General features: G+C 60.0%; 18 protein-coding genes. 8 read left to right on the top strand and 10 right to left on the bottom strand.

The annotated features are described in order from the left end of the window. Positions 1-270 precede the first annotated feature (270 nt). Positions 271-1,614 (bottom strand): imelysin family protein, encoded by a 1,344-nt coding sequence (locus ACEN83_RS24695; protein WP_007978592.1) that lies wholly within the window; start codon positions 1,612-1,614, stop codon positions 271-273. Positions 1,615-1,845: 231 nt separating this feature from the next. Further along, positions 1,846-3,897 (bottom strand): putative bifunctional diguanylate cyclase/phosphodiesterase, encoded by a 2,052-nt coding sequence (locus ACEN83_RS24690; RefSeq protein WP_116581104.1) that lies wholly within the window; start codon positions 3,895-3,897, stop codon positions 1,846-1,848. Between the two features lie 1,039 nt (positions 3,898-4,936). Here ACEN83_RS24690 and ACEN83_RS24685 point away from each other — a divergent pair. Then, positions 4,937-5,200, top strand: a complete 264-nt coding sequence (locus ACEN83_RS24685) for a DUF6124 family protein (RefSeq protein ID WP_116581102.1) — start codon at positions 4,937-4,939, stop codon at positions 5,198-5,200. A 179-nt stretch (positions 5,201-5,379) separates the two neighbouring features. On the opposite strand, the gene ACEN83_RS24680 is transcribed toward ACEN83_RS24685, so the two are convergent. The 3 genes from ACEN83_RS24680 to ACEN83_RS24670 all read right to left on the bottom strand — a co-directional run bounded on the left by ACEN83_RS24680 (position 5,380) and on the right by ACEN83_RS24670 (position 7,151). After that, entirely contained in the window at positions 5,380-5,976 is a 597-nt protein-coding gene (locus ACEN83_RS24680) for a superoxide dismutase (protein ID WP_008022038.1), read from the bottom strand. 164 nt (positions 5,977-6,140) lie between these two features. Continuing rightward, positions 6,141-6,743 (bottom strand): LysE/ArgO family amino acid transporter, encoded by a 603-nt coding sequence (locus ACEN83_RS24675; protein ID WP_015096661.1) that lies wholly within the window; start codon positions 6,741-6,743, stop codon positions 6,141-6,143. 6 nt (positions 6,744-6,749) lie between these two features. Next, positions 6,750-7,151: an ACT domain-containing protein gene (locus ACEN83_RS24670; RefSeq protein ID WP_495578672.1), complete on the bottom strand. Its 402-nt coding sequence runs from the start codon at positions 7,149-7,151 to the stop codon at positions 6,750-6,752. 96 nt (positions 7,152-7,247) lie between these two features. Here ACEN83_RS24670 and ACEN83_RS24665 point away from each other — a divergent pair, with 96 nt between their 5' ends. From ACEN83_RS24665 to ACEN83_RS24650, 4 genes are all read left to right on the top strand, one after another. Next, positions 7,248-8,147, top strand: coding sequence for a LysR family transcriptional regulator ArgP (locus ACEN83_RS24665; RefSeq protein ID WP_116581099.1), 900 nt, complete (start codon positions 7,248-7,250; stop codon positions 8,145-8,147). Between the two features lie 96 nt (positions 8,148-8,243). Then, positions 8,244-9,236 carry an NAD-dependent epimerase/dehydratase family protein gene (locus ACEN83_RS24660; protein ID WP_015096658.1) on the top strand — a complete coding sequence of 331 codons (993 nt, stop codon included), beginning with the start codon at positions 8,244-8,246 and terminating at the stop codon, positions 9,234-9,236. A gap of 116 nt (positions 9,237-9,352) precedes the next feature. Next, entirely contained in the window at positions 9,353-10,225 is an 873-nt protein-coding gene (locus ACEN83_RS24655) for an ATPase (RefSeq protein ID WP_116581097.1), read from the top strand. A gap of 298 nt (positions 10,226-10,523) precedes the next feature. Beyond that, entirely contained in the window at positions 10,524-11,372 is an 849-nt protein-coding gene (locus ACEN83_RS24650) for a cache domain-containing protein (protein ID WP_495578671.1), read from the top strand. A gap of 124 nt (positions 11,373-11,496) precedes the next feature. Here ACEN83_RS24650 and ACEN83_RS24645 read toward each other — a convergent pair whose 3' ends face one another. Together ACEN83_RS24645 and pobA are read right to left on the bottom strand one after the other, a co-directional pair. Then, on the bottom strand, positions 11,497-13,014 hold the full coding sequence (locus tag ACEN83_RS24645) for an MDR family MFS transporter (RefSeq protein WP_495578670.1): 1,518 nt from the start codon (positions 13,012-13,014) through the stop codon (positions 11,497-11,499). A gap of 78 nt (positions 13,015-13,092) precedes the next feature. Further along, a complete protein-coding gene (pobA, locus tag ACEN83_RS24640; RefSeq protein ID WP_217838466.1) occupies positions 13,093-14,277 on the bottom strand; it encodes a 4-hydroxybenzoate 3-monooxygenase in 1,185 nt (394 codons plus the stop codon). 191 nt (positions 14,278-14,468) lie between these two features. On the opposite strand from pobA, the gene ACEN83_RS24635 reads away from it, so the two are divergent. After that, positions 14,469-15,365: a helix-turn-helix domain-containing protein gene (locus ACEN83_RS24635; RefSeq protein WP_116581093.1), complete on the top strand. Its 897-nt coding sequence runs from the start codon at positions 14,469-14,471 to the stop codon at positions 15,363-15,365. Positions 15,366-15,374: 9 nt separating this feature from the next. Here ACEN83_RS24635 and ACEN83_RS24630 read toward each other — a convergent pair whose 3' ends face one another. Both ACEN83_RS24630 and ACEN83_RS24625 read right to left on the bottom strand, forming a co-directional pair. Continuing rightward, the gene (locus tag ACEN83_RS24630; RefSeq protein ID WP_007986083.1) at positions 15,375-15,551 is read right to left on the bottom strand and encodes a hypothetical protein; all 177 of its coding nucleotides are present in this window, start codon (positions 15,549-15,551) and stop codon (positions 15,375-15,377) included. Positions 15,552-15,700: 149 nt separating this feature from the next. Next, complete coding sequence (locus ACEN83_RS24625; RefSeq protein ID WP_218279149.1) at positions 15,701-16,606, bottom strand: LysR family transcriptional regulator; 906 nt, start codon at positions 16,604-16,606, stop codon at positions 15,701-15,703. Between the two features lie 105 nt (positions 16,607-16,711). On the opposite strand from ACEN83_RS24625, the gene ACEN83_RS24620 reads away from it, so the two are divergent. Beyond that, positions 16,712-17,596 carry an MBL fold metallo-hydrolase gene (locus ACEN83_RS24620; RefSeq protein ID WP_495578669.1) on the top strand — a complete coding sequence of 295 codons (885 nt, stop codon included), beginning with the start codon at positions 16,712-16,714 and terminating at the stop codon, positions 17,594-17,596. A 224-nt stretch (positions 17,597-17,820) separates the two neighbouring features. Further along, complete coding sequence (locus ACEN83_RS24615) at positions 17,821-18,435, top strand: NAD(P)-dependent oxidoreductase (protein WP_495578668.1); 615 nt, start codon at positions 17,821-17,823, stop codon at positions 18,433-18,435. A gap of 107 nt (positions 18,436-18,542) precedes the next feature. Here the strand turns inward: ACEN83_RS24615 and ACEN83_RS24610 are convergent, their stop codons facing one another. Further along, positions 18,543-19,424, bottom strand: a complete 882-nt coding sequence (locus ACEN83_RS24610; RefSeq protein ID WP_007978506.1) for a LysR substrate-binding domain-containing protein — start codon at positions 19,422-19,424, stop codon at positions 18,543-18,545. Between the last annotated feature and the right edge of the window lie 2 nt (positions 19,425-19,426).

Genomic DNA, 19,426 nt, shown 5'->3' with positions numbered 1-19,426 from the left:
AAAACAAGGGCGCAAAGTCTAACAGGGGATAGGAATTTGAATAAGAGGAATTATCGTTTGCTTTGATTTGCCGCAGTTTTGCGGGGCAAACCATGCAATCGCGTTTTCCTGTAGGAGCTGTCGAGTGCAACGAGGCTGCGATCTTTTGATCTTGCTTTTAAAAATCAAAAGATCGCAGCCTCGTTGCACTCGGCAGCTCCTACAAGATGAATTGTGTTGCGGCAAAAAAAGGCGACCCGAAGGTCGCCTTTTTCATTCAGTCAGCGTTGATCAGAATTCGTGATCAGCGTTGTCCGGGTTCAGGTCGTTGATGCCCAGTTTGCCAGCGGCGGCTTCGATCGAACCGGTCTGCTTGACCAGGGCGGCGATGGCGTCACGGACGATCTGGTTGCCTGCGGTGTTGCCGGCAGCGATCAACTGGTCGTAGTGCTCACCCTTGTTGGCGTGATCAACCATGATCTGGATCTTGGCTTCGGTTGCGGCCAGGTCGTCTTTGAGCGCGGTGTCGGCAGCCGGGTCGGCCTTGGCCACCAGGGACGACAGGCTGGCGCCGGTCATTTTGGTGCCGTCGACACGGGTGTATTCACCCAGGTACACGTTACGGATGCCCTTGGCATCGTAGAAGTGCGAGTTGTGGGTGTTGTCGCTGAAGCAATCCTGCTCGTCTTCAGGGGAGTTGGCTTCCAGGGAAACCTTCATGCGCTCGCCCGCCAGTTCGCCCAGGGACAGGCTGCCCATGCCGAACAGCATTTTGCGCAGGCCGGTTTCAGCCGGTTCAGCTTCCAGGGTGGCGCGGTAGTTGTCGGCCACGTTCGGCTTCCAGTTACCGACCATTTCTTCCAGGTCGCTGACCAGCAGCTGAGTCACGGACTTCAGGTAGGCACGACGACGATCGTTGTGACCGCCGGTAGCCCCTTTGCCTTCCAGGTAGTCGGAAGCCGGACGGTTGCCGGCGCCAGGGCCGGTGCCGTTCAGGTCCTGGCCCCAGAGCAGGAATTCGATGGCGTGGTAACCGGTGGCGACGTTGGCCTCGGAACCGCCCAGCTCGTTCAGGCTGGCGAGTTTTTCCGGGGTGATGTCTTTGACGTCGACCTTGTCTTCGCCGATCTGCACTTCAGTGTTGGCGATGATGTTGGCGGTGGCGCCCGGGTTGCCCAGGGCGTGCTCGTAGGACTTGTCGACGTAGTCGATCAGGCCTTCGTCCAGTGGCCAGGAGTTCAACTGACCTTCCCAGTCGTCAACGATGGTGTTGCCGAAGCGGAACACTTCGCTCTGCAGGTAAGGCACGCGAGCGGCAACCCAGGCAGCCTTGGCGGCTTTCAGGGTGTCGTCGTTCGGCTTGGCGAGGAAGGCGTCTACGGCGGTTTGCAGGGTTTTCGCGGTGGATTCGGCATCGCTGTAAACGGCGAAAACGATGTCGGCGTAGTGAGCGACAACGGCTTTGGCGGCGGCTTCGTCGACTTTACCGGCAGCGGCAGGTGCAGCAGCCGGGGCGGCCGCAGTGCTGGCGGCTGGCGCAGGCGCGGCAGCTTTTTCTTTGTCACCTTCGCCACAACCGGCGAGGGAAATAGCGATGGCCAACAGACTGGCGGTAGCCAGAGGCATACGAATCATGGCGAACATCCTGCTTGGATAGGGGTGGAGTGGCGCTATGCGCACGCAAAACTGCGACATAATGCAAATCTTTCGCATTATGTGTAAAGGGTTGTAGGTGGAAATATTTCTTATTCACGAATCCCTGTAGGAGCGAGCCTGCTCGCGATGGACGTCAACGATAACGCTGGGAACCTGATACCCCGCGGTGTTCTCAAGTTCATCGCGAGCAGGCTCGCTCCTACAGGGGGATTACAAAATAGCCGCGTTACTGCGTTGGGCCTGCTTGAGGTAAACGCCCAGTTCCCGCGCCGGCAATGGCTTGCTGTAGTGATAACCCTGACCTTCGTGGCAGCCTTCGGAAATGATGTAGGCCTCCTGTTCGGCGGTTTCCACACCTTCGGCAATCACCTGCATGCCCAGGCTCTTGCCCAGCTGGATGATGGCGCGAACGATGGTCGCATCGTCGTCGTCATCGAGCAGGTCCTGAACGAAGCTCTTGTCGATCTTGATCTTGTCCAGCGGCAGGCTCTTGAGATAGCTCAAGGATGAATAGCCGGTTCCAAAGTCATCGATGGCGATCAGCGCACCGGAGCGGCGTAGGCTGAGCAAGTGCTGGGCTGCGGTGCTGATGTCTTCCATCAGGCCGGTCTCGGTGACTTCCAGTTCCAGGCTGCGTGGCGGCAGGCGGTACATTTGCAGCAGGTTGTTGACCACCCGTGGCAGTTCGGCGTGGTGCAATTGAACCGTGGACAGGTTGACCGCCATGCGCAGGTCACTGAAGCCCTGGTCATGCCACTCGCGTAATTGTTTGCAGGCCTGGTCCAGCACCCATTCGCCGATGGCAATGATGGTGCCGTTCTGTTCGGCCAGCGGGATGAACAAGTCTGGCGGTACCAGGCCGTGCTCGGGGTGCTGCCAGCGAATCAGGGCTTCGACGCCCACTACGCGGTTGTCCCGGTAACTGATCTGCGGCTGGTAGACGAGGTAGAACTGATTGCGGACCAGCGCATCGCGCAGGTCTTTTTCCAACTCGCGGCGGCGGCGCATTTCGGTGTCGACGCTGGCGATATAGAACTGATAGCGGTTGCGCGAGCGGGTCTTGGCCAGCGTCATGGTCTGCTCGGCCTTTTGCAGCAGCTTCTCGGTGCTGTCGCCATCCTCGGGGAACAGGGTGATGCCGATGGTGGCGCGCAGACGGATCTCCTGATGGTCGAGGGCAAACGCCGCTTCCAGATCATCGAGAATGCTTTGTGCCAGCTCGGCGGCTTCGTAGGGTTGTTCGATATCGGCCTGGACCAGGGCGAACTGGTCGCCACCGAGGCGGGCGAGGGCACCCAGGCGACCGCTATGGCCGCGCAGGCGATCGGCCAGGGCCAGCAGCAACTGGTCGCCGGTCTGGTAGCTGAACTGCTCGTTGATGCCCTTGAAATCGTCGAGGCCGACACACAACACCGCGACCCGGCGCTGCAACCTGCCGGCGTCGATGAGGATCTTGTCCAGTTGCTGCTGCAATTGCTGCCGGTTCGGCAGTCCCGTCAGGAAATCGTATTGGGACATGCGCAACAGGCTGTTTTCCGCCTCGTGGCGCAGGTGGGTATTGCGTTCGATAGACTCGAGCAACTGGTTGGCAGTGTTGATCCAGATGCCCAGTTCGTTTTTCTCGTGGCCCTTGAGCAGCGGAATCTTGTGTTCGCTGGGACGATCCGGATTGATTTCCGTGAGGTGCTCGATGATCCGCGACAGCGGCTTGGTCAGCAGCCAGTGATAGACCAGATACAACACCAGCCCCATGGCGAGCGCGCGCAGTACGCCGGAAATGAAGATGATCACCGAGCTGACAATGAACCCTTGGCCGTAGGTGGCGGTATCGAGGGTGATGCTCAGGTCGCCGTAATACTCGCTGTAAGGCCCGCGACCGACCAGTTGGGTGGTGAAGGTGCGTTCCTGGCCGAGAATCAGGTCGGTCAGCCAGCGGCTGTGGGAGTGCTGCAATTCGCGGGTTTTTTGCGCGAGCATGGCTTCGTTGGGATGGCCGATGGAGGCCTTGCGCACGGCGGCGTCCTGAAACAGGCCTTCGATCACCTGCATGCCCATTTCCCGGTCCAGGCTGTAGACGGCCTGGGTCGAGGGGTCGCGAAACATGTCGAGGATGCGTTCGGCATCGCTGGCGACGGCCTGGCGTGTTTTATAGGCATCGAACACAATCTGCGCGCAGCTCAAGACCACGCCGACGATCAATGCCGACAGGAGCACGACCCGGAGCAACTTCACCGACAAGCTGTTCTTGAGTTCCAGCTTCAAAGGGATATTCCTTGTTCCGTGCGGGTAGTATCAAGTTGCCATGAGTATTGGCAATCCCGTGATGGCAGTCAAAGGGACAATCATCCTTGGGGGATTTTGCCTGCAGCTTGGCTGATTTGCAGTTGTCTTGACGAGTTAGCCTATTAGCACTGTGTCGGTTGTCGAGTCCTTCAACTTTAGGGGTGAGGGTGGGGATATTTTCCTTTTGTTTGATGTTAGCCGTCTGTGGCGGGGGGGCAAGGGGCTCTAGGCTTGTTTCGTTGTTGGGTTTTTAACCGGGTACATATCCATTTCTTTGGTAACGGCGGCTTACGGTTCCGCTCTTACAGCGGGTCACTTTTGGCAAACGCCCCAAAAGTAACCAAAAGGTCTCGCCCCTTACGTACGGCCCCTCGCTGAGGCTCGGGGTTCCTTCGCTCCGGCATTCATCAGGGGGCATTGCCCTCCGGTCGGCTTCGCTTCGACCTACATGCAATGAGTTCGACTGCGTCGAACGGCGCTGCGCGCCCATCCCCGGATGAACACCTCCACTCAGCCTGCCGAGGGGGCGGGTGGATCAAGATCAAGAGCTGCAGGCGAGCTAACGCTCGGCCTGTAGGAGCTGCCGAAGGCTGCGATCTTTTGATCTTGATCTTCCGCCCACTCGACATTGTCAAAAATCAAAATCACCCATGTGGGAGTGCCGCCAAGGACGCTCCGCGTTCCGCTTTTGCGAGATGGCGCGGTGTAGGAAAGCGCCAGAAGTTTCCCACGCTGTTTTCAGGTTGCCCGTCGGAAGTGGACTCAATAGCCTCTGACTGTCGCTGAAAACTCAGCGATCGGGTGTGAGAACCCGGCAAGTCATAGTCATCCAGTGCCAGTATCCGCATAATTGCCGCCAGCTTTTCCGCTGTCTGTAAATGCGTTATGGCGGCTGTGTGCGGGCAGACTTTTGTCTGGCCGGGTGCCTATGACCGGTTTTCTCACCTCGCACATAGCTGCCACCTCTTTGCCGTGTGAGAACGGCTATGGGTGGCACCCACCGCATAGGAATATTTCAGTGGATAAGTTAATCCCCGATCCCCCCAGCAGCACCACCAAACCCTACAGCCCCCACACCATGTTCATGATCGTTCCCGACATGGACACTGAAACCCTTCTTGCCCACGCCTGTGAATCACTGGCTTCAGCCAATGTCCTGGCGAGTGATTTCGCCACCTACCTGAGTGGCCCGCAGCGCAACACAGCGTTGGCCATTTCGCAGATTGTCATGTTGGCGGAGCTGGCGGTGAGTCGCGCGTTGGATAACCTCGATCCGCAGTAGTTGGCAGGCTAACCGCGTCATCGTTCTTCGCGAGCAAGCCCGCTCCCACACTGGATCGGGTCGTATACAGATCAAATGTGGGAGCGGGCTTGCTCGCGAAGGGGCCCTGTCGAACGCTGAAAAATCCCGGGCAATAAAAAACCCGGCTGAAAAGCCGGGTTTTTTGACTGGCGTCGAGCTTAAGCGGTGAAGGTTTTGCCTTCGAACTGCTCAGCCACGAATTTCCAGTTGACCAGGTTCCAGAACGCTTCGACGTACTTCGGACGCAGGTTGCGGTAGTCGATGTAGTAAGCGTGTTCCCAGACGTCGCAGGTCAGCAGCGGGGTGTCGCCGTTGGTCAGCGGGTTGCCGGCGCCGATGGTGCTGGCCAGGGCCAGGGAACCGTCAGCCTTCTTCACCAGCCAGCCCCAGCCGGAACCGAAGGTGCCGATGGAAGTCTTGCTGAACTCTTCCTTGAACTTGTCGAACGAACCGAAAGCTGCATTGATGGCTTCAGCCAGTGCGCCGGTTGGTTGACCGCCGGCGTTTGGCGCCAGGCAGTTCCAGTAGAAAGTGTGGTTCCAGACCTGTGCGGCGTTGTTGAAGATACCGCCCGAGGAAGTCTTGACGATTTCTTCCAGGGTCTTGCCTTCGAACTCGGTGCCTGGCACCAGGTTGTTCAGGTTCACGACGTAGGTGTTGTGGTGCTTGTCGTGGTGGAATTCCAGAGTTTCCTTGGAAATGTGCGGCTGCAGGGCATCGTGTGCGTACGGCAGTGGCGGCAATTCGAAAGCCATGATGATTCTCCTAATCAGGTCAGTTGCGGTGAGCGCAAGGCCGATCACGGGCGGCCAGACAAGCGCCGGGGAGTTTGTACTCTTTGCGGCGCAGGGAGTCGGATCATAGCACCGGGGGGACGGCATAACCACGCAACAACTGTGTGGAATAGAGGTTCCGCGAATCAGATGGCCGCGATCAACTGCAGCGCTACGGCAAACATCATCACCGCCACCAACAGATCGAGAATTCGCCAGGTACCGGGGCGGGCGAGCCAGGGTGCCAGCCATGCCGCACCCAGCGCCAGGGTGAAGAACCACAGCAGCGAGGCACTGGCCGCGCCGACCACATAAGCGCCGGGCTCGGTTTGTTGCGCGCCCAGGGAGCCGATCAGCAAGACGGTGTCCAGGTAGACGTGCGGGTTGAGCAAGGTCACCGCCAGCGCGCTGAGCATGACCGCCCGCAGCGAGCGTACGGTCTGACCCTCGCCCTGCTCAAGGCTCTGTTTCGAAAAGGCCCGGCGCAGTGCCTGGGTGCCGTACCACAACAGAAACGCTGCACCGCCCCAGCGGGCGATGGCCAGCAAGGTCGGGTTCTGTGCCAATACCGTCGCCAGGCCGAACACCCCGGCCGCCACCAACAGGGCGTCGCAGGCCACGCAGAGTGCCGCGACCGGCAGGTGATGTTCACGCCGCAGGCTTTGCGCCAGGACAAACGCATTCTGGGTGCCGATCGCCATGATCAAGCCAAAGGCCACCAACAGGCCGTTCATATAACTTTGCCACATGATTTTTTACTCCGCGTTGGCTGCCAGATCCCGCAGCACCTGCAGGGCACGGTCGGCGTCGGCCTGGCCGACAAACAAATGGTCGTGGTAGTAGCCGGCAATCACGTTGCAACTGATGCTGGCCTTGCCCAATGCCGTGGCGAAGGCGGCGGTCAGGCCGACCGATTCGAGTGCCGAATGCACGTTCAGGGTGATCCAGGCGGCGATGTAGTCGAAGCTGAACCCGGCTTTTTCGGCTTGGGCGCGTTCGAGGATCACGGTCAGGCCTTCCTGCTCGCGGAAGCTGCCGACAATCTCCAGGCCCGCAGGCAACTGGCCGTCGCGCAGGGTGCAGAACACGTATTCGCCAGCATTGAGTTGCGGACTCATGCTGCGCAGCAGTGTCGCCAATGAAGTTTCGCCAGCCATGGGGGTGATCCTTGTTCAAGAGTTCTTGCTGGTCATTGTCCCTGTGAAGGCTGTATAAGAAAAACCAATCTTGCTGATCGCTCATTAGGAAAACTGATGTTCGACTATAAATTGCTTTCTGCCCTGGCCGCCGTGGTCGAACAGGCCGGCTTTGAACGGGCGGCCCAGGTGCTGGGCTTGTCGCAGTCGGCGATATCCCAGCGCATCAAGCTGCTGGAAGCGCGGGTTGGCCAACCGGTGCTGGTGCGGGCCACACCGCCGACGCCGACGGAAATCGGTCGGCGGTTGCTCAACCACGTGCAGCAGGTGCGCTTGCTGGAGCGGGATTTGCAAAGCCTGGTGCCGGCACTGGATGAAGAGGGCCTGCCGGAACGCCTGCGGATCGCCCTGAACGCCGACAGCCTGGCCACCTGGTGGGCGCAGGCAGTGGGAGAGTTTTGCGCGCAACAGCATCTGTTGATGGATCTGGTGGTCGAAGACCAGACCGTCGGCCTCAAGCGCATGCGCGCCGGCGAGGTGGCAGCCTGTGTCTGCGCCAGCGAACGTCCGGTGGCGGGCGCGCGTAGCGTGCTGTTGGGGGCGATGCGTTACCGTGCGCTGGCCAGCCCGGCCTTTATTGCCCGGCATTTTCCGCAAGGCGTACGCGCCGATCAGTTGGCCCGCACTCCGGCGCTGGTGTTTGGCCCGGACGATTTCCTGCAGCATCGGTACCTTGCGTCCCTCGGCGTCGAGGGTGGTTTCGAGCACCATTTATGCCCGTCTTCGGAAGGCTTCATTCGATTGACCGAAGCCGGTCTGGGCTGGGGCCTGGTTCCGGAACTGCAGGTACGCGAGCAGCTTGAAAGGGGCGTATTGCGGGAGTTATTGCCAGATAAGCCGATCGATGTGCCGCTGTACTGGCATCATTGGCGTAATGGCGGTCAGTTGCTGGGGCTACTCACCGATCAATTGGTCAGCGCATCGAAGCAATGGCTGGTGCCTTGGAAGCAGCCTTAAGCGTCAAGCTGCAAGCTGCAAGTGATGCGCTTGCGGACCGTTTTTAACTTGCAGCTTGCCGCTTGAAGCTCGTGGCTGCATTTGTTGGAGCAATTCATGAAAATTCTGGTTACCGGCGCAAGCGGCTTCATCGGCGGACGCTTTGCGCGTTTTGCCCTGGAGCAGGGCCTGGACGTGCGGGTCAACGGTCGCCGGGCCGAAAGTGTGGAGCATCTGGTTCGCCGCGGAGCCGAGTTCATCCAGGGGGATTTGAGCGACCCGGAACTGGCGCGCGAACTGTGTTCGGACGTCGAGGCCGTGGTGCATTGCGCCGGTGCCGTCGGTTTGTGGGGACGTTATCAGGACTTCCATCAAGGCAACGTCCAGGTCACCGAGAACGTGGTCGAGGCCTGCCTGAAGCAACGGGTACGGCGACTGGTGCATTTGTCGTCGCCGTCGATCTATTTCGATGGTCGAGATCACCTGGGCCTGACCGAAGAGCAGGTGCCCAAGCGCTTCAAACACCCATACGCCGCCACCAAGTACCTGGCCGAGCAAAAAGTCTTCGGCGCCCAGGAGTTCGGTCTCGAAACCCTGGCCCTGCGCCCGCGTTTCGTGACCGGGGCCGGCGACATGAGCATCTTCCCGCGCCTGTTGAACATGCAGCGCAAGGGGCGCCTGGCAATCATCGGCAACGGTCTGAACAAAGTTGACTTCACCAGCGTGCAAAACCTCAACGAGGCGTTGCTCAGCAGTTTGCTGGCCAGCGGTTCCGCGCTGGGCAAGGCTTACAACATCAGTAACGGCACGCCGATTCCGTTGTGGGACGTGGTCAATTACGTCATGCGCAAAATGGACGTCCCACAGGTCACCCGCTACCGCTCCTATGGTCTGGGCTACAGCGTGGCAGCGCTCAACGAGGGCGTGTGCAAGATGTGGCCGGGGCGTCCCGAACCGACGCTGTCGCGCCTCGGCATGCAAGTCATGAACAAAAATTTCACCCTGGACATCAGTCGCGCCCGGCATTATCTGGATTACGATCCCAAAGTCAGCCTCTGGACGGCGCTCGATGAATTCTGTGGCTGGTGGAAGGCGCAGGATATTCGCTGAGGCTCGAACAACGCGCCATTTCTGAACCGGATACGGGCTTGGGGGTCAATGGTTGCGGCTGTGGGGTTTATACTGCGCGGCATAAAGCCATTATGTGATTCACTAAGGTTGATTCAATGTCCATGCGAAACGATGCCAACGACGACTTCGACGATGTACCGAGCCTGCGTGCAGACGTTCTCGATGACGATTATCCGCCGACTGTTCGCACGGTCGTGCATTCGCGCACGGCGCCGGTGGTGAAGGTCAAGGCGGCGAGTACCGGTCCCCTGTGGGCGTTGGTCGGGGCGTTGTTCTTTGCGTTCGCGGGCCTGGCCTGGTGGAGCTTTCAGCAGATCTCCCTGATGGAACAGCAACTGGTGGCGACCCAGGAAAGTTTCGCCCGGATCAGCGAGGAAGCGGCGGGGCGCCTGCAGGATATTTCCGGAAAGGTTGTGGCCAGCCAGACCAGTGTCACCAGCGACAGCGAGGCCTTGAAGCTGCAGATCCGCCAGTTGGAAGGCAAGCTCCAGGACCAGAGCACCCAGCAGCAGGGTGTGGCCGGCCAGGCCTCGGAACTGGACAAGCGACTGGCGCAAATGACCGCGCAAACCACCGAAGTGGACAAGCGCCTTGCACTGCTGACTGCCCAGGACACTGAGCATCAGGCGGTCAATGCGCAGTTGCAGGCCGAGGTCAAAGCCTTGAGTGCTGAAGTGGCCGCCCTGAAAAGTGCTCCGTCCGAATCGGAAAAATTCGATGCACAGTTGAAAAGCCTGGGGGCCGACATCGTCGCTCTGAAGAAACAAGGCAACCCGAGCGCTGCCATCGAGCGTCTCGAGCAAGACATCGTCGTGCTCAAGAGCGTGCAGGACAACCGTCCGGCCGCCGCACCGGGCGCGACCAATACCGCCGAGTTCGATGCCTTCCGCAGCCAGGTCACCCGCAACATCAATACCCTTCAGGCGCAGATCCAGAACCTGCAACAGCAACTGCGCGCCCGGCAGTAAAACAAGCACTTGTGGCGAGGGAGCTTGCTTTGGGGAGGGAGCTTGCTGTGGCGAGGGGGCTTGCTGTGGCGAGGGGGCTTGCCCCCGCTGGGTGGCGAAGCCGCCCCAAATCCATTCGCCGCGGTTTGCCAGATAAATCCCGGCACCTGATTTACGACTGCTGCGCAGCCGAACGGGGGCAAGCCCCCTCGCCACAAAAGCCCATCGCACCACAGCACTCCGTGTTTTCCTGAATCTCCATGCCTCCCCCCATTGCCGTCTACGCTCTTGAAACACCATCAGGAACGAGGGATGCGCAATGGGGTTTCTGCATAAGTCCGCCTTGCTATGCGGCGTGTTGTTACTGTGCCTGGGCCAGGCACAAGCCGCCGGGACGGAAAAGGACGACAGCAAGGCGGCCATCGCCCTGCTGGAAAAAGCCTTGGCCTACTACCACCAGAACGGCGACAAGGCCTTGGCGGCGTTCAGTCGCCAGGGCGAGTTTGTCGACAAGGATCGTTACGTCTTTGTGCTCGACACCAAGGGCGTGATGCTTGCCAGCGGCGGACCGTCGTCGGCGTTGATTGGCCGGGACGTATCGGAAGTGCTTGGGCCGGACTTGCAGAAAACCTTCAAGGACGCCCTGAAAGTACCGGAGGGCAATGGCATTCAGCAGGCGGAGTATCGCTGGCAGAACTGGAACGACGGCAAGGTCGAGCGCAAGCATGTCTACTACCAGCGCATCGGCCAACGGATTCTGGCGGTCGGTTATTACCTGCCCCGGGCCTCTGCTGAACAGGCCATGGCCTTGCTGAACAAAGCGGCAATCGATCTGGCCAAGGACGAAAAGGGCACCCTGACGGCGATCAATTCCCTCAAGGGCGGCTACCTGCAGGATGACCTGTATGTGTTTGTCGTCGACCTGGACACCCGGCGTTATGTGGCCCACGGCACCAACCTGCGGCTGATCAATACCGATTTCAGCAAGATCGAAGACCCGGAAGGCAAGCCGGTGGGCGAGCCGATTCTGGCGTTGATGGCCAAACAGGATTACGGCGAATACGAATACCGCTGGAAAAACCCGGTGACCGGCAAGGTCGAGAACAAGCATGCCTACCTGAAGAAGGTTGGGCATTTTCTGGTGGCTGTGGGGTATTACAGCCCTTGATTTTAGGGTTTCAATGAGGACGCCTTCGCGAGCAAGCCCGCTCCCACATTAGACCGAGTTCTTCATCAGCACGCGGTCTAATGTGGGAGCGGGCTTGCTCGCGAATACAGGCAACGCGGTCTACCTATCGAACCTTGTCCTCGCGCCCGCGCAACAACATGTTCGGCATGGCAATCGCCGCCGCCAGCCCCAGCAACGACACCACCGCACTGACCGTCAGCAAGTGCCGGAACGTCAGCAGCAATTCAGCACGCAAGGCGTTCTGCGCCTCACCCGGTGCGGCGTTCAATCCGTCGAGCAACACATTCCCCGAACGGCCTTCGGCAATCAGCGACGAGCCGGCCAGGTGCGCAAAACTTGAATCCTGCAACAAGGCCAACAGCAGCGCCGACATCAACGCCACACCCACGGCACCCCCCAGCGAACGGAACAGGTTGGTGGTGCTGGTAGCGACACCTATGTCCCGCTGGTCCACCGAGTTCTGCGTGCCGACCAATGACGTAGGGAACTGCATGCCGGAGGAAATCCCGCAGAGCAGCATGAACAAGCTGCTCACGAAGAACGCCTGCGGCGGGCTGAACGCCATGCCGATAATCGCGATGGGCATCAGCGCGGCACCGGTGAGGATCATCGGTTTGTAGCGTCCGGTCACCGAGGTGCGGCGGCCGGCGAAATACGCGCCAATCGGCAAGCCCATGGCCAGCGGCAGCAGATGCAGGGCGGCGCTGTCGGCCCCGGCGCCGGTGACGCTCTGGAAGCGCAACGGCATCAACACGATCAGCGAGATGGCCTGGAAACTGGTGAAGAAAATCGTGCACCAGCACAGGATCGCATGGCGGTTGGCGAACAGATGCATGGGCAGCAATGGCTCCTGTGCCCGCCGCTCGTGAACGACGAACAGCCCCAGCACCAATACCGCACAAGCGAGCAGCGCCAGCACTTCGGCACTGCGCCAGGAATGACCCTGACCGACCTGCGTGATGCCCAGCAACAATGCCGTCAGCCCGATGATCATCAACACGGTGCCCAGGTAATCGATGACCGGTTTGCGTTGCGGAACCGGCAGGCCCACCAGCGTGCGATAAGCCACCAGCCAGGCACCCAGGCCCAGCGGCAGGTTGATCAGGAATACCCAGCGCCAGGACAGGTATTCGGTCATGTAGCCGCCGAGCACCGGGCCGGCCACGCTGGCCACGGCATACATGCTGCTGAAATAACCCTGATAACGACCGCGTTCCCGTGGCGGCACGATGTCACCGATGATCGCCTGGCTCACCGAAATCATCCCGCCGGCCCCGATGCCCTGGATGATCCGCGCCAGAACCAGTTGCTCCATGCTCTGGGCCATGCCGCAGAACACCGACGCCAGGGTGAACAGGCCCATGCCGAACAGCATCAACTTGCGCCGCCCGTACAGGTCGCCCAGTTTGCCGTAGATCGGCACCGCCACGGTCATGGCCACCATGTAGCCGGAAATCACCCAGGCCAGCAGGCTGACGTCCTTGAACTGTGCGGAGATGGCCGGCATCGACACGGCGACGATGGTCTGGTCCAGCGCCCCGAGAAATATTGCCAGCATCAGCGCGATCAGCACGCTGCGGATGGCGGGTTTGGGCGTTTCAGGCTGATGGAGATTGGTCACGGGAAAACCTGCGGGCATTGATTGACCCGCACGAGGCAAGGCGAGCGGGGATGCTCGCCAGTGTAAGTCGATAGCAGGCTATTCGATAGCCTCATAAGGAAGCCCGACGTAGTTTTCCGCAATGGTTTTTCGACCCGCCTCGGAGCCGATGAAATACTCCAGTTCCGACTCGGCAATGCGCTGGCTAAAGGCATCGTGGTCTTCGAAACGGTGCAGCATCGAGGTCATCCACCAGGAAAAACGCTCGGCTTTCCACACCCGGCGCAGGCAGATTTGCGAGTATTTCTCCAGCAGATCAACGCGGTTTTCACGGTAAACCTTGAGCAGGATATTGAACAGCGTACTCACATCGCTGGCTGCCAGGTTCAGGCCCTTGGCGCCGGTGGGCGGAACGATGTGCGCGGCATCGCCGACCAGGAACATGCGCCCGTATTGCATCGGTTCGACCACGAAGCTGCGCAGCGGTGCGATGCTTTTTTCGATGGACGGGCCGGTCACCAGTTTGTCTGCCAACGCTTGTGGCAACCGCGTCTTGAGTTCATCCCAGAAGCGTTGATCCGACCAGTTATCGACATGATCGCTGGTGGGCACTTGAAGGTAGTAACGGGTGCGTGTCGGCGAACGCATGCTGCACAGGGCAAAGCCGCGCTCATGGCGGGCGTAGACCAGTTCGTCGTGGACCGGCGGGGTATCGGCCAGGATCCCGAGCCAGCCGAAGGGGTAGATCCGTTCGAAGACTTTCAGGCTGTCGGCGGGAATCGATTGCCGCGCCACGCCATGGAAGCCGTCACAACCGGCGATGTAGTCGCAATCGAGTCGCCAGGTCTCGCCATCCTTCTCAAAAGTGACAAAGGCTTCGTCGGTTTTCATTCCGTGGGGAACGACGTTGGCTGCCTGGTAAATCGTCTGCGCGCCGGCCTCCCGACGGGCGGCCATCAGGTCGCGGGTGACCTCGGTCTGGCCGTAGATCATCACGGTTTTGCCACCCGTGAGGGCGTGCAGATCGATGTGCACCTGGCGCCCGTCGAGGGCCAGTTCGAAGCCGCCATGCACCAGTCCCTCGGCGTCCATGCGCTGACTCACGCCGGCCTGGCGCAACAGCTCTACCATGCCTTGTTCAAGCACGCCGGCGCGGATTCGGCCGAGTACATAGTCCGGGGTCTGACGTTCGAGAATGAGGGTGTCGATACCGGCGTTGTGCAGCAATTGGCCGAGCAGCAAGCCAGAGGGGCCGGCGCCAATGATGGCGACCTGGGTTTTCAGCGTTTTCATTGTTTTTATGACTCGCAAGCTTCACGCGACCAGGGGCGGTGAATGATTTTTATGGATCGAGTGCTTGCATTTTTCCCTTGCGAGTCTGTCAATTGAAGGTGAAAACTGAGCCGAAAGCTGTACATTCTGCCAATCGGTGCGATTATCGCCCGCCATCAAACTCCGAGGCCTGGATTGAAGTGATGAACAAGCCTGACCTGCCTTCGATTCCGGTGTTCAAGCTCTACGGTGAAAGCCTGGATTGGCCGACCCCGGACTTGCTGCACTGTGAGACCATTTCCAAACGCAGCCGCGAACATCATTGGGAAATCAAACCCCACCGCCACGCTGATTTGTGCCAACTGCTCTTCGTATTCAAAGGTCAGGCAGAGCTTGAAATCGAAGGCAAACGTACGCAACTGGTGGAACCGGGAATCCAGATCCTGCCACCGCTGTCGGTGCATGGCTTTCGCTTTTCCGAAGACGTGGAAGGCTTTGTCGTGACCCTGGCCGCGCCGCTGATCGCCCATCTGCAGATGCAGTTGGGCCACTCGGTCAATGCCCTGGCCCAGGCCGAAAGTTACCCGGCAGGCACGGACGCCGAGTACCTCAACAGCCTTTTCAGTGCCTTGCAGAGTGAATACAACAGCCATCAACCGGCGCGGGAAATGCTCATGCATTCGCTGGTCAGCGTGATCGTGGTGTGGGTCAGCCGCCAGGTGATCCAGCGTCGCACCGCCATGGCGCGACCGCAGCGGGCCCGGGAATACCTCAACGGCTTTATTCAACTGGTGGAAGAGACTTATCGCCAGCACGTCAAGGTCGAGGATCTGGCGCACCGGTTGGGGATTTCCGTGTCGCACCTCAACGGCACCTGCCGTGAGCTGGCGGGGCAACCGGCGTTGCAGATCATGCACGAACGGCAATTGCTGGAGGCCAAGCGCTTGCTGACCTACACCAGCATGACCATTTATGAAATGTCCGACGTGTTGGGGTTTTCCGATCCGACCAACTTCACGCGCCTGTTCCGGCGTCGTGTCGGGATTTCGCCCAAGGCCTTCCGCGACCGCTTGAAGGCCGATCAGGACAACGAAGCCTGACCCCCTTCGTTACCGGAGGGCGTTGAGGGTAGCGTTGTGGGGAATGCAGCGCTCGAAATTGCAGCTCGCGTATTCACGGGGCAGGTTGCGCAGTTGCTCGACGCGCCAGGCGGCAGCGCCATACAGCCCGAGCGTGACCGCGCAGGTGATGAAGATCGCGAGGTATCTTCTTGTTCTGATGTTCATGGCGTTGACCTCTGAACGAATACCTTTCGGTATTACATTGAGCATAGGTCAGTGTGTAGGAGCTGCCAAAGGCTGCGATCTTTTGATCTTGCTTTTAAAAGATCAAGATCAAAAGATCGCAGCCTGCGGCAGCTCCTACACGGGCAGGGTTACAGGCCGATGTCCCATTCGGGCTCCTGTGGAAATCTGAGCACCAGAAAATCCAGCAAGCTGCGCAGCGCCGCCGGCATGTGCTTGCGCGAGGCATACACCGCATACACGTTCATTTGCCGGGGTTCGGCCGCCGGCAGCAGACGAATCAATTCGCCGCTGTGAATGTGCACGCCGGCCTGGTAGGTGGGCAGCATCGCCACCCCGGCGCCGGCGATCGTGGCGCGCAACAGCGTGCTGGCCTCGTTGGCGCTGATGTTGCCCTGCACCGGTACTGAAACCTGCTCGCCGTCCTGCTCGAAATGCCAGAGGCTTTTGCCGAAGTAGGAGTGGGTCAGGCAGTTGTGCAGGCTCAGGTCCTCGACCCGTTGCGGCGCCGGATGTTCGCGCAAGTAGGCAGGGGAAGCGCAGATCACCGAACGGCAAACCGTCAGGCGGCGGGCGATGAGGTTCGGGTCCAGATCGTTGCTGGTGCGGATCGCCAGGTCGATACGCTCGTCCACCAGGTTCACGGTGCGGTCGAGCATCTGCATGTCGACGCTGACGCCGGGGTAGCGCTTGACGTACGCGGCCATGGCATCGGCCAGTTGCGCCTGGCCGAACGAGGTGCTGACGCTGATCCGCAGCAGGCCGCGCGGTGCGTCATCCGGTTCGCTGACGGCGGCTTGCATGTCGCTGGACAAGTCGAGCATCTGCCGGCAGCGGGGCAGGATTTCGTTGCCGGCGGCGGTCAGGCTCAACTTGCGTGTGGTGCGGTGCATCAGGCGCGCACCGACCCAATCTTCCAGTTCCGCCAGATACCGCGACACCACCGGCCGTGACAGCTCCAGGTGATCGGCTGCGGCCGACTGGCTGCCGAGGTCGACCACCGTGACGAACACACGCATTGCTTGAAGACGATCCATGATTTGCCCGCTTTCAGAAACAAACTATGTTCAAGCATCGCATTTTTTGTACCGAGTCAGGCAACTAAGCTCTGTTCCATCACCAAACAAGGCATGGAGCAACAAATGATCGGTTTCACCACCCTCAAGCGCGTTTTACTGGCAAGTGCCGCCTTCGGTTTCGCCGCCCATGCAGCCGCCTCGACCCTGACGCTGGATGTCTACAACCCTGGCGAAAAAGCCATTTTCCCGGTGACCTCGGTGCTGGTCAGCGGCGAAAAGGAAGCGATTCTGGTGGATGCCCAATTCGGCAAATCCCAGGCCGAGCAGGTGGTGGAAAAAATCCGCGCCAGCGGCAAGCAACTGACCACCATCTACATCAGTCACGGCGACCCGGACTACTACTTCGGCCTCGACACCCTGACAGCCGCGTTCCCCAAGGCCAGGGTCCTCGCCTCGCAGCCGACCGTTGATCACATCAAGCAAACCGTCGACGGCAAACTGGCCTTCTGGGGGCCGAAAATGGGCGCCGATGTGCCGGCCAAAACCATCGTGCCGGACGTGCTCAAGGGCGACAGCCTGATCCTCGAAGGGCAGAAGTTGCAGGTGCTTGGACTTGAGGGGCCGCAGCCGGATCGCAGCTTTGTGTGGATTCCGTCGATCAAGGCGGTCGTCGGTGGTGTTGTGGTAGCGCAAAACATCCACGTGTGGATGGCTGACACGCAAACGCCGCAGTCCCATGCCGATTGGTTGGCTACGCTGCATTCTATTGAAACCCTGAAACCGCAGGTCGTGGTGCCGGGTCATTACCTTGGCGAGAGCGGTCGCTCCCTGGCTGCCGTGCAGTTCACCGCCGCTTACATCAAGGCCTTCGACGAAGAAACCGTCAAGGCCAGGGACGCTGCTGAACTGATTGCGGCAATGAAGAAACGCTTCCCGGCACTGGGCGATGAAAGCTCCCTGGAACTGAGCGCCAAAGTCGCCAAGGGCGAGATGAAGTGGGGGGAGTGAATCTTTGAAATGAGCGGGGGCTTTTGTGGCGAGGGAGCTTGCCTGTGGCGAGGGGGCTTGCCCCCGTTGGAGTGCGAAGCGCTCCCCTGCATTTTTCAGCTACATCGCATGAAGCGGATTTACGACTGCTGCGCAGCCGAACGGGGTGGTGCGGCTTTCCGACAAGCCCCCTCGCCACAATAGGCTGGGCTGCTTTTCAAATTTGTTATCCACAGGAGAGCCTCATGAGCAACATCGCAATCATCGGTGCCACCGGTCGTGCCGGTAGCCAACTGCTGGAAGAAGCCCTGCGTCGCGGTCACAGCGTTACCGCGATCGCCCGCAACACGGCGAAAATCGGCCAGCGTGCCGGTGTGGTCACACGCAACGTCGACGCTCTGGATGCCAGTGCATTGCAAGCGGCCCTCGAAGGGCATGACGCAGTCATCAGCGCCGCACATTTCGCAACGCTACCTGCCAGCGCCGTCATCGGGCCGGTGAAGAAAGCCGGAGTCAAACGCTTGCTGGTAGTGGGTGGCGCCGGGTCGCTCTTGTTGCCCGATGGCACTCGGGTGATCGATAGCGAGGGTTTCCCTGAGGCTTACAAGGCAGAGGCCAGCGCTGGTGCCGAGTTCCTCGCAAACTTGCGTGAAGAGCGGGATCTGGACTGGACCTTCCTGTCGCCTTCGGCCGAATTTGTCGAAGGCGAGCGCACCGGGACATTCCGCCTCGGCCAGGATAATTTGTTGGTGAGCAGCGAAGGGCGTAGCTGGATAACCTTTGCCGATTATGCGATTGCGATGCTCGACGAAGTCGAAGCGCCAAAGCATTCACGACAGCGCTTTACAGTCGGCTACTGACACCGCAACCCCTGTAGGAGCTGCCGCAGGCTGCGATCTTTTGATTTTGCTTTTTTAAAAACAAGATCAAAAGATCGCAGCCTGCGGCAGCTCCTACAGGTGGCGGTTCAGCGAGACTGCGCCTGCTCCACCAGCCACCCCATCAATTCACGCAACTTCGGCGAAGGTCCGGGTTTTTCGGGGAATACCAGGTAATACGCCAGTCCTGTTGTGACCTTCAATTCGAATGGCATGACCAGTCGTCCGGCATTCAGGTCATCGCCGATCAGCGACCAGTCGCCAATCGCCACCCCCGTTCCCTGGGACGCCATCGACATCGCCAGGTCCAGTGTTTCGAAATGCTGGCCCTTGCCGACATTGGTCAAATTCACATCCGCGGCCTTCAACCAGGCCTTCCAGTCCCGTTCATCGCGGGTCGGGTGCAGCAGCAGGTGTTGTTGCAGATCGGCAGGTGTCTGCAGGGGCATGGGGCCTTCGAGCATCGGTCTGGAACACACCGGCGTGAGTTGCTCGTCGAAGAGTTTTTGCGACATCAATGAATTGTCCGGCGGTGCGCCGTACATCACCGCCGCATCGAACTGCTCGAGATGAAAATCCACGCCGTGCTTGACTGTGGTGGTCAGTTCCACCGGCACGTCCGGGCGTTCCCTTTGCCATTGCAGCAGGCGCGGCAGCAACCAGCGCATGACGCAGGTCGGTGCCTTGAGTTGCAGGGTTTCGCGCTTCTCGCCGATCTGCTCCACGGCCTCGTCGATCAGGCCGAAAATCTGCTGCACCCGTGGCAGCCACTCCCGTCCTTCGGCGGTCAGGTCCAGGCCTCGGGCCTGGCGAATGAACAGCTCATAACCCAGGTGATCTTCCAGCCCGGCGATCTGCCGGCTGACCGCGCCCTGGGTGATGTGCAGTTGTTCGGCGGCCCGGGTGAAATTGCAGCACTGCGCGGTAATCAGAAAAGTGTGCAGCGCCGGCAGGGGAGGCAGTCGTTTCATTG

It is taken from the genome of Pseudomonas sp. Pseusp49, from assembly GCF_059491875.1.
This window is presented reverse-complemented; position numbering and strand designations above follow the sequence as displayed.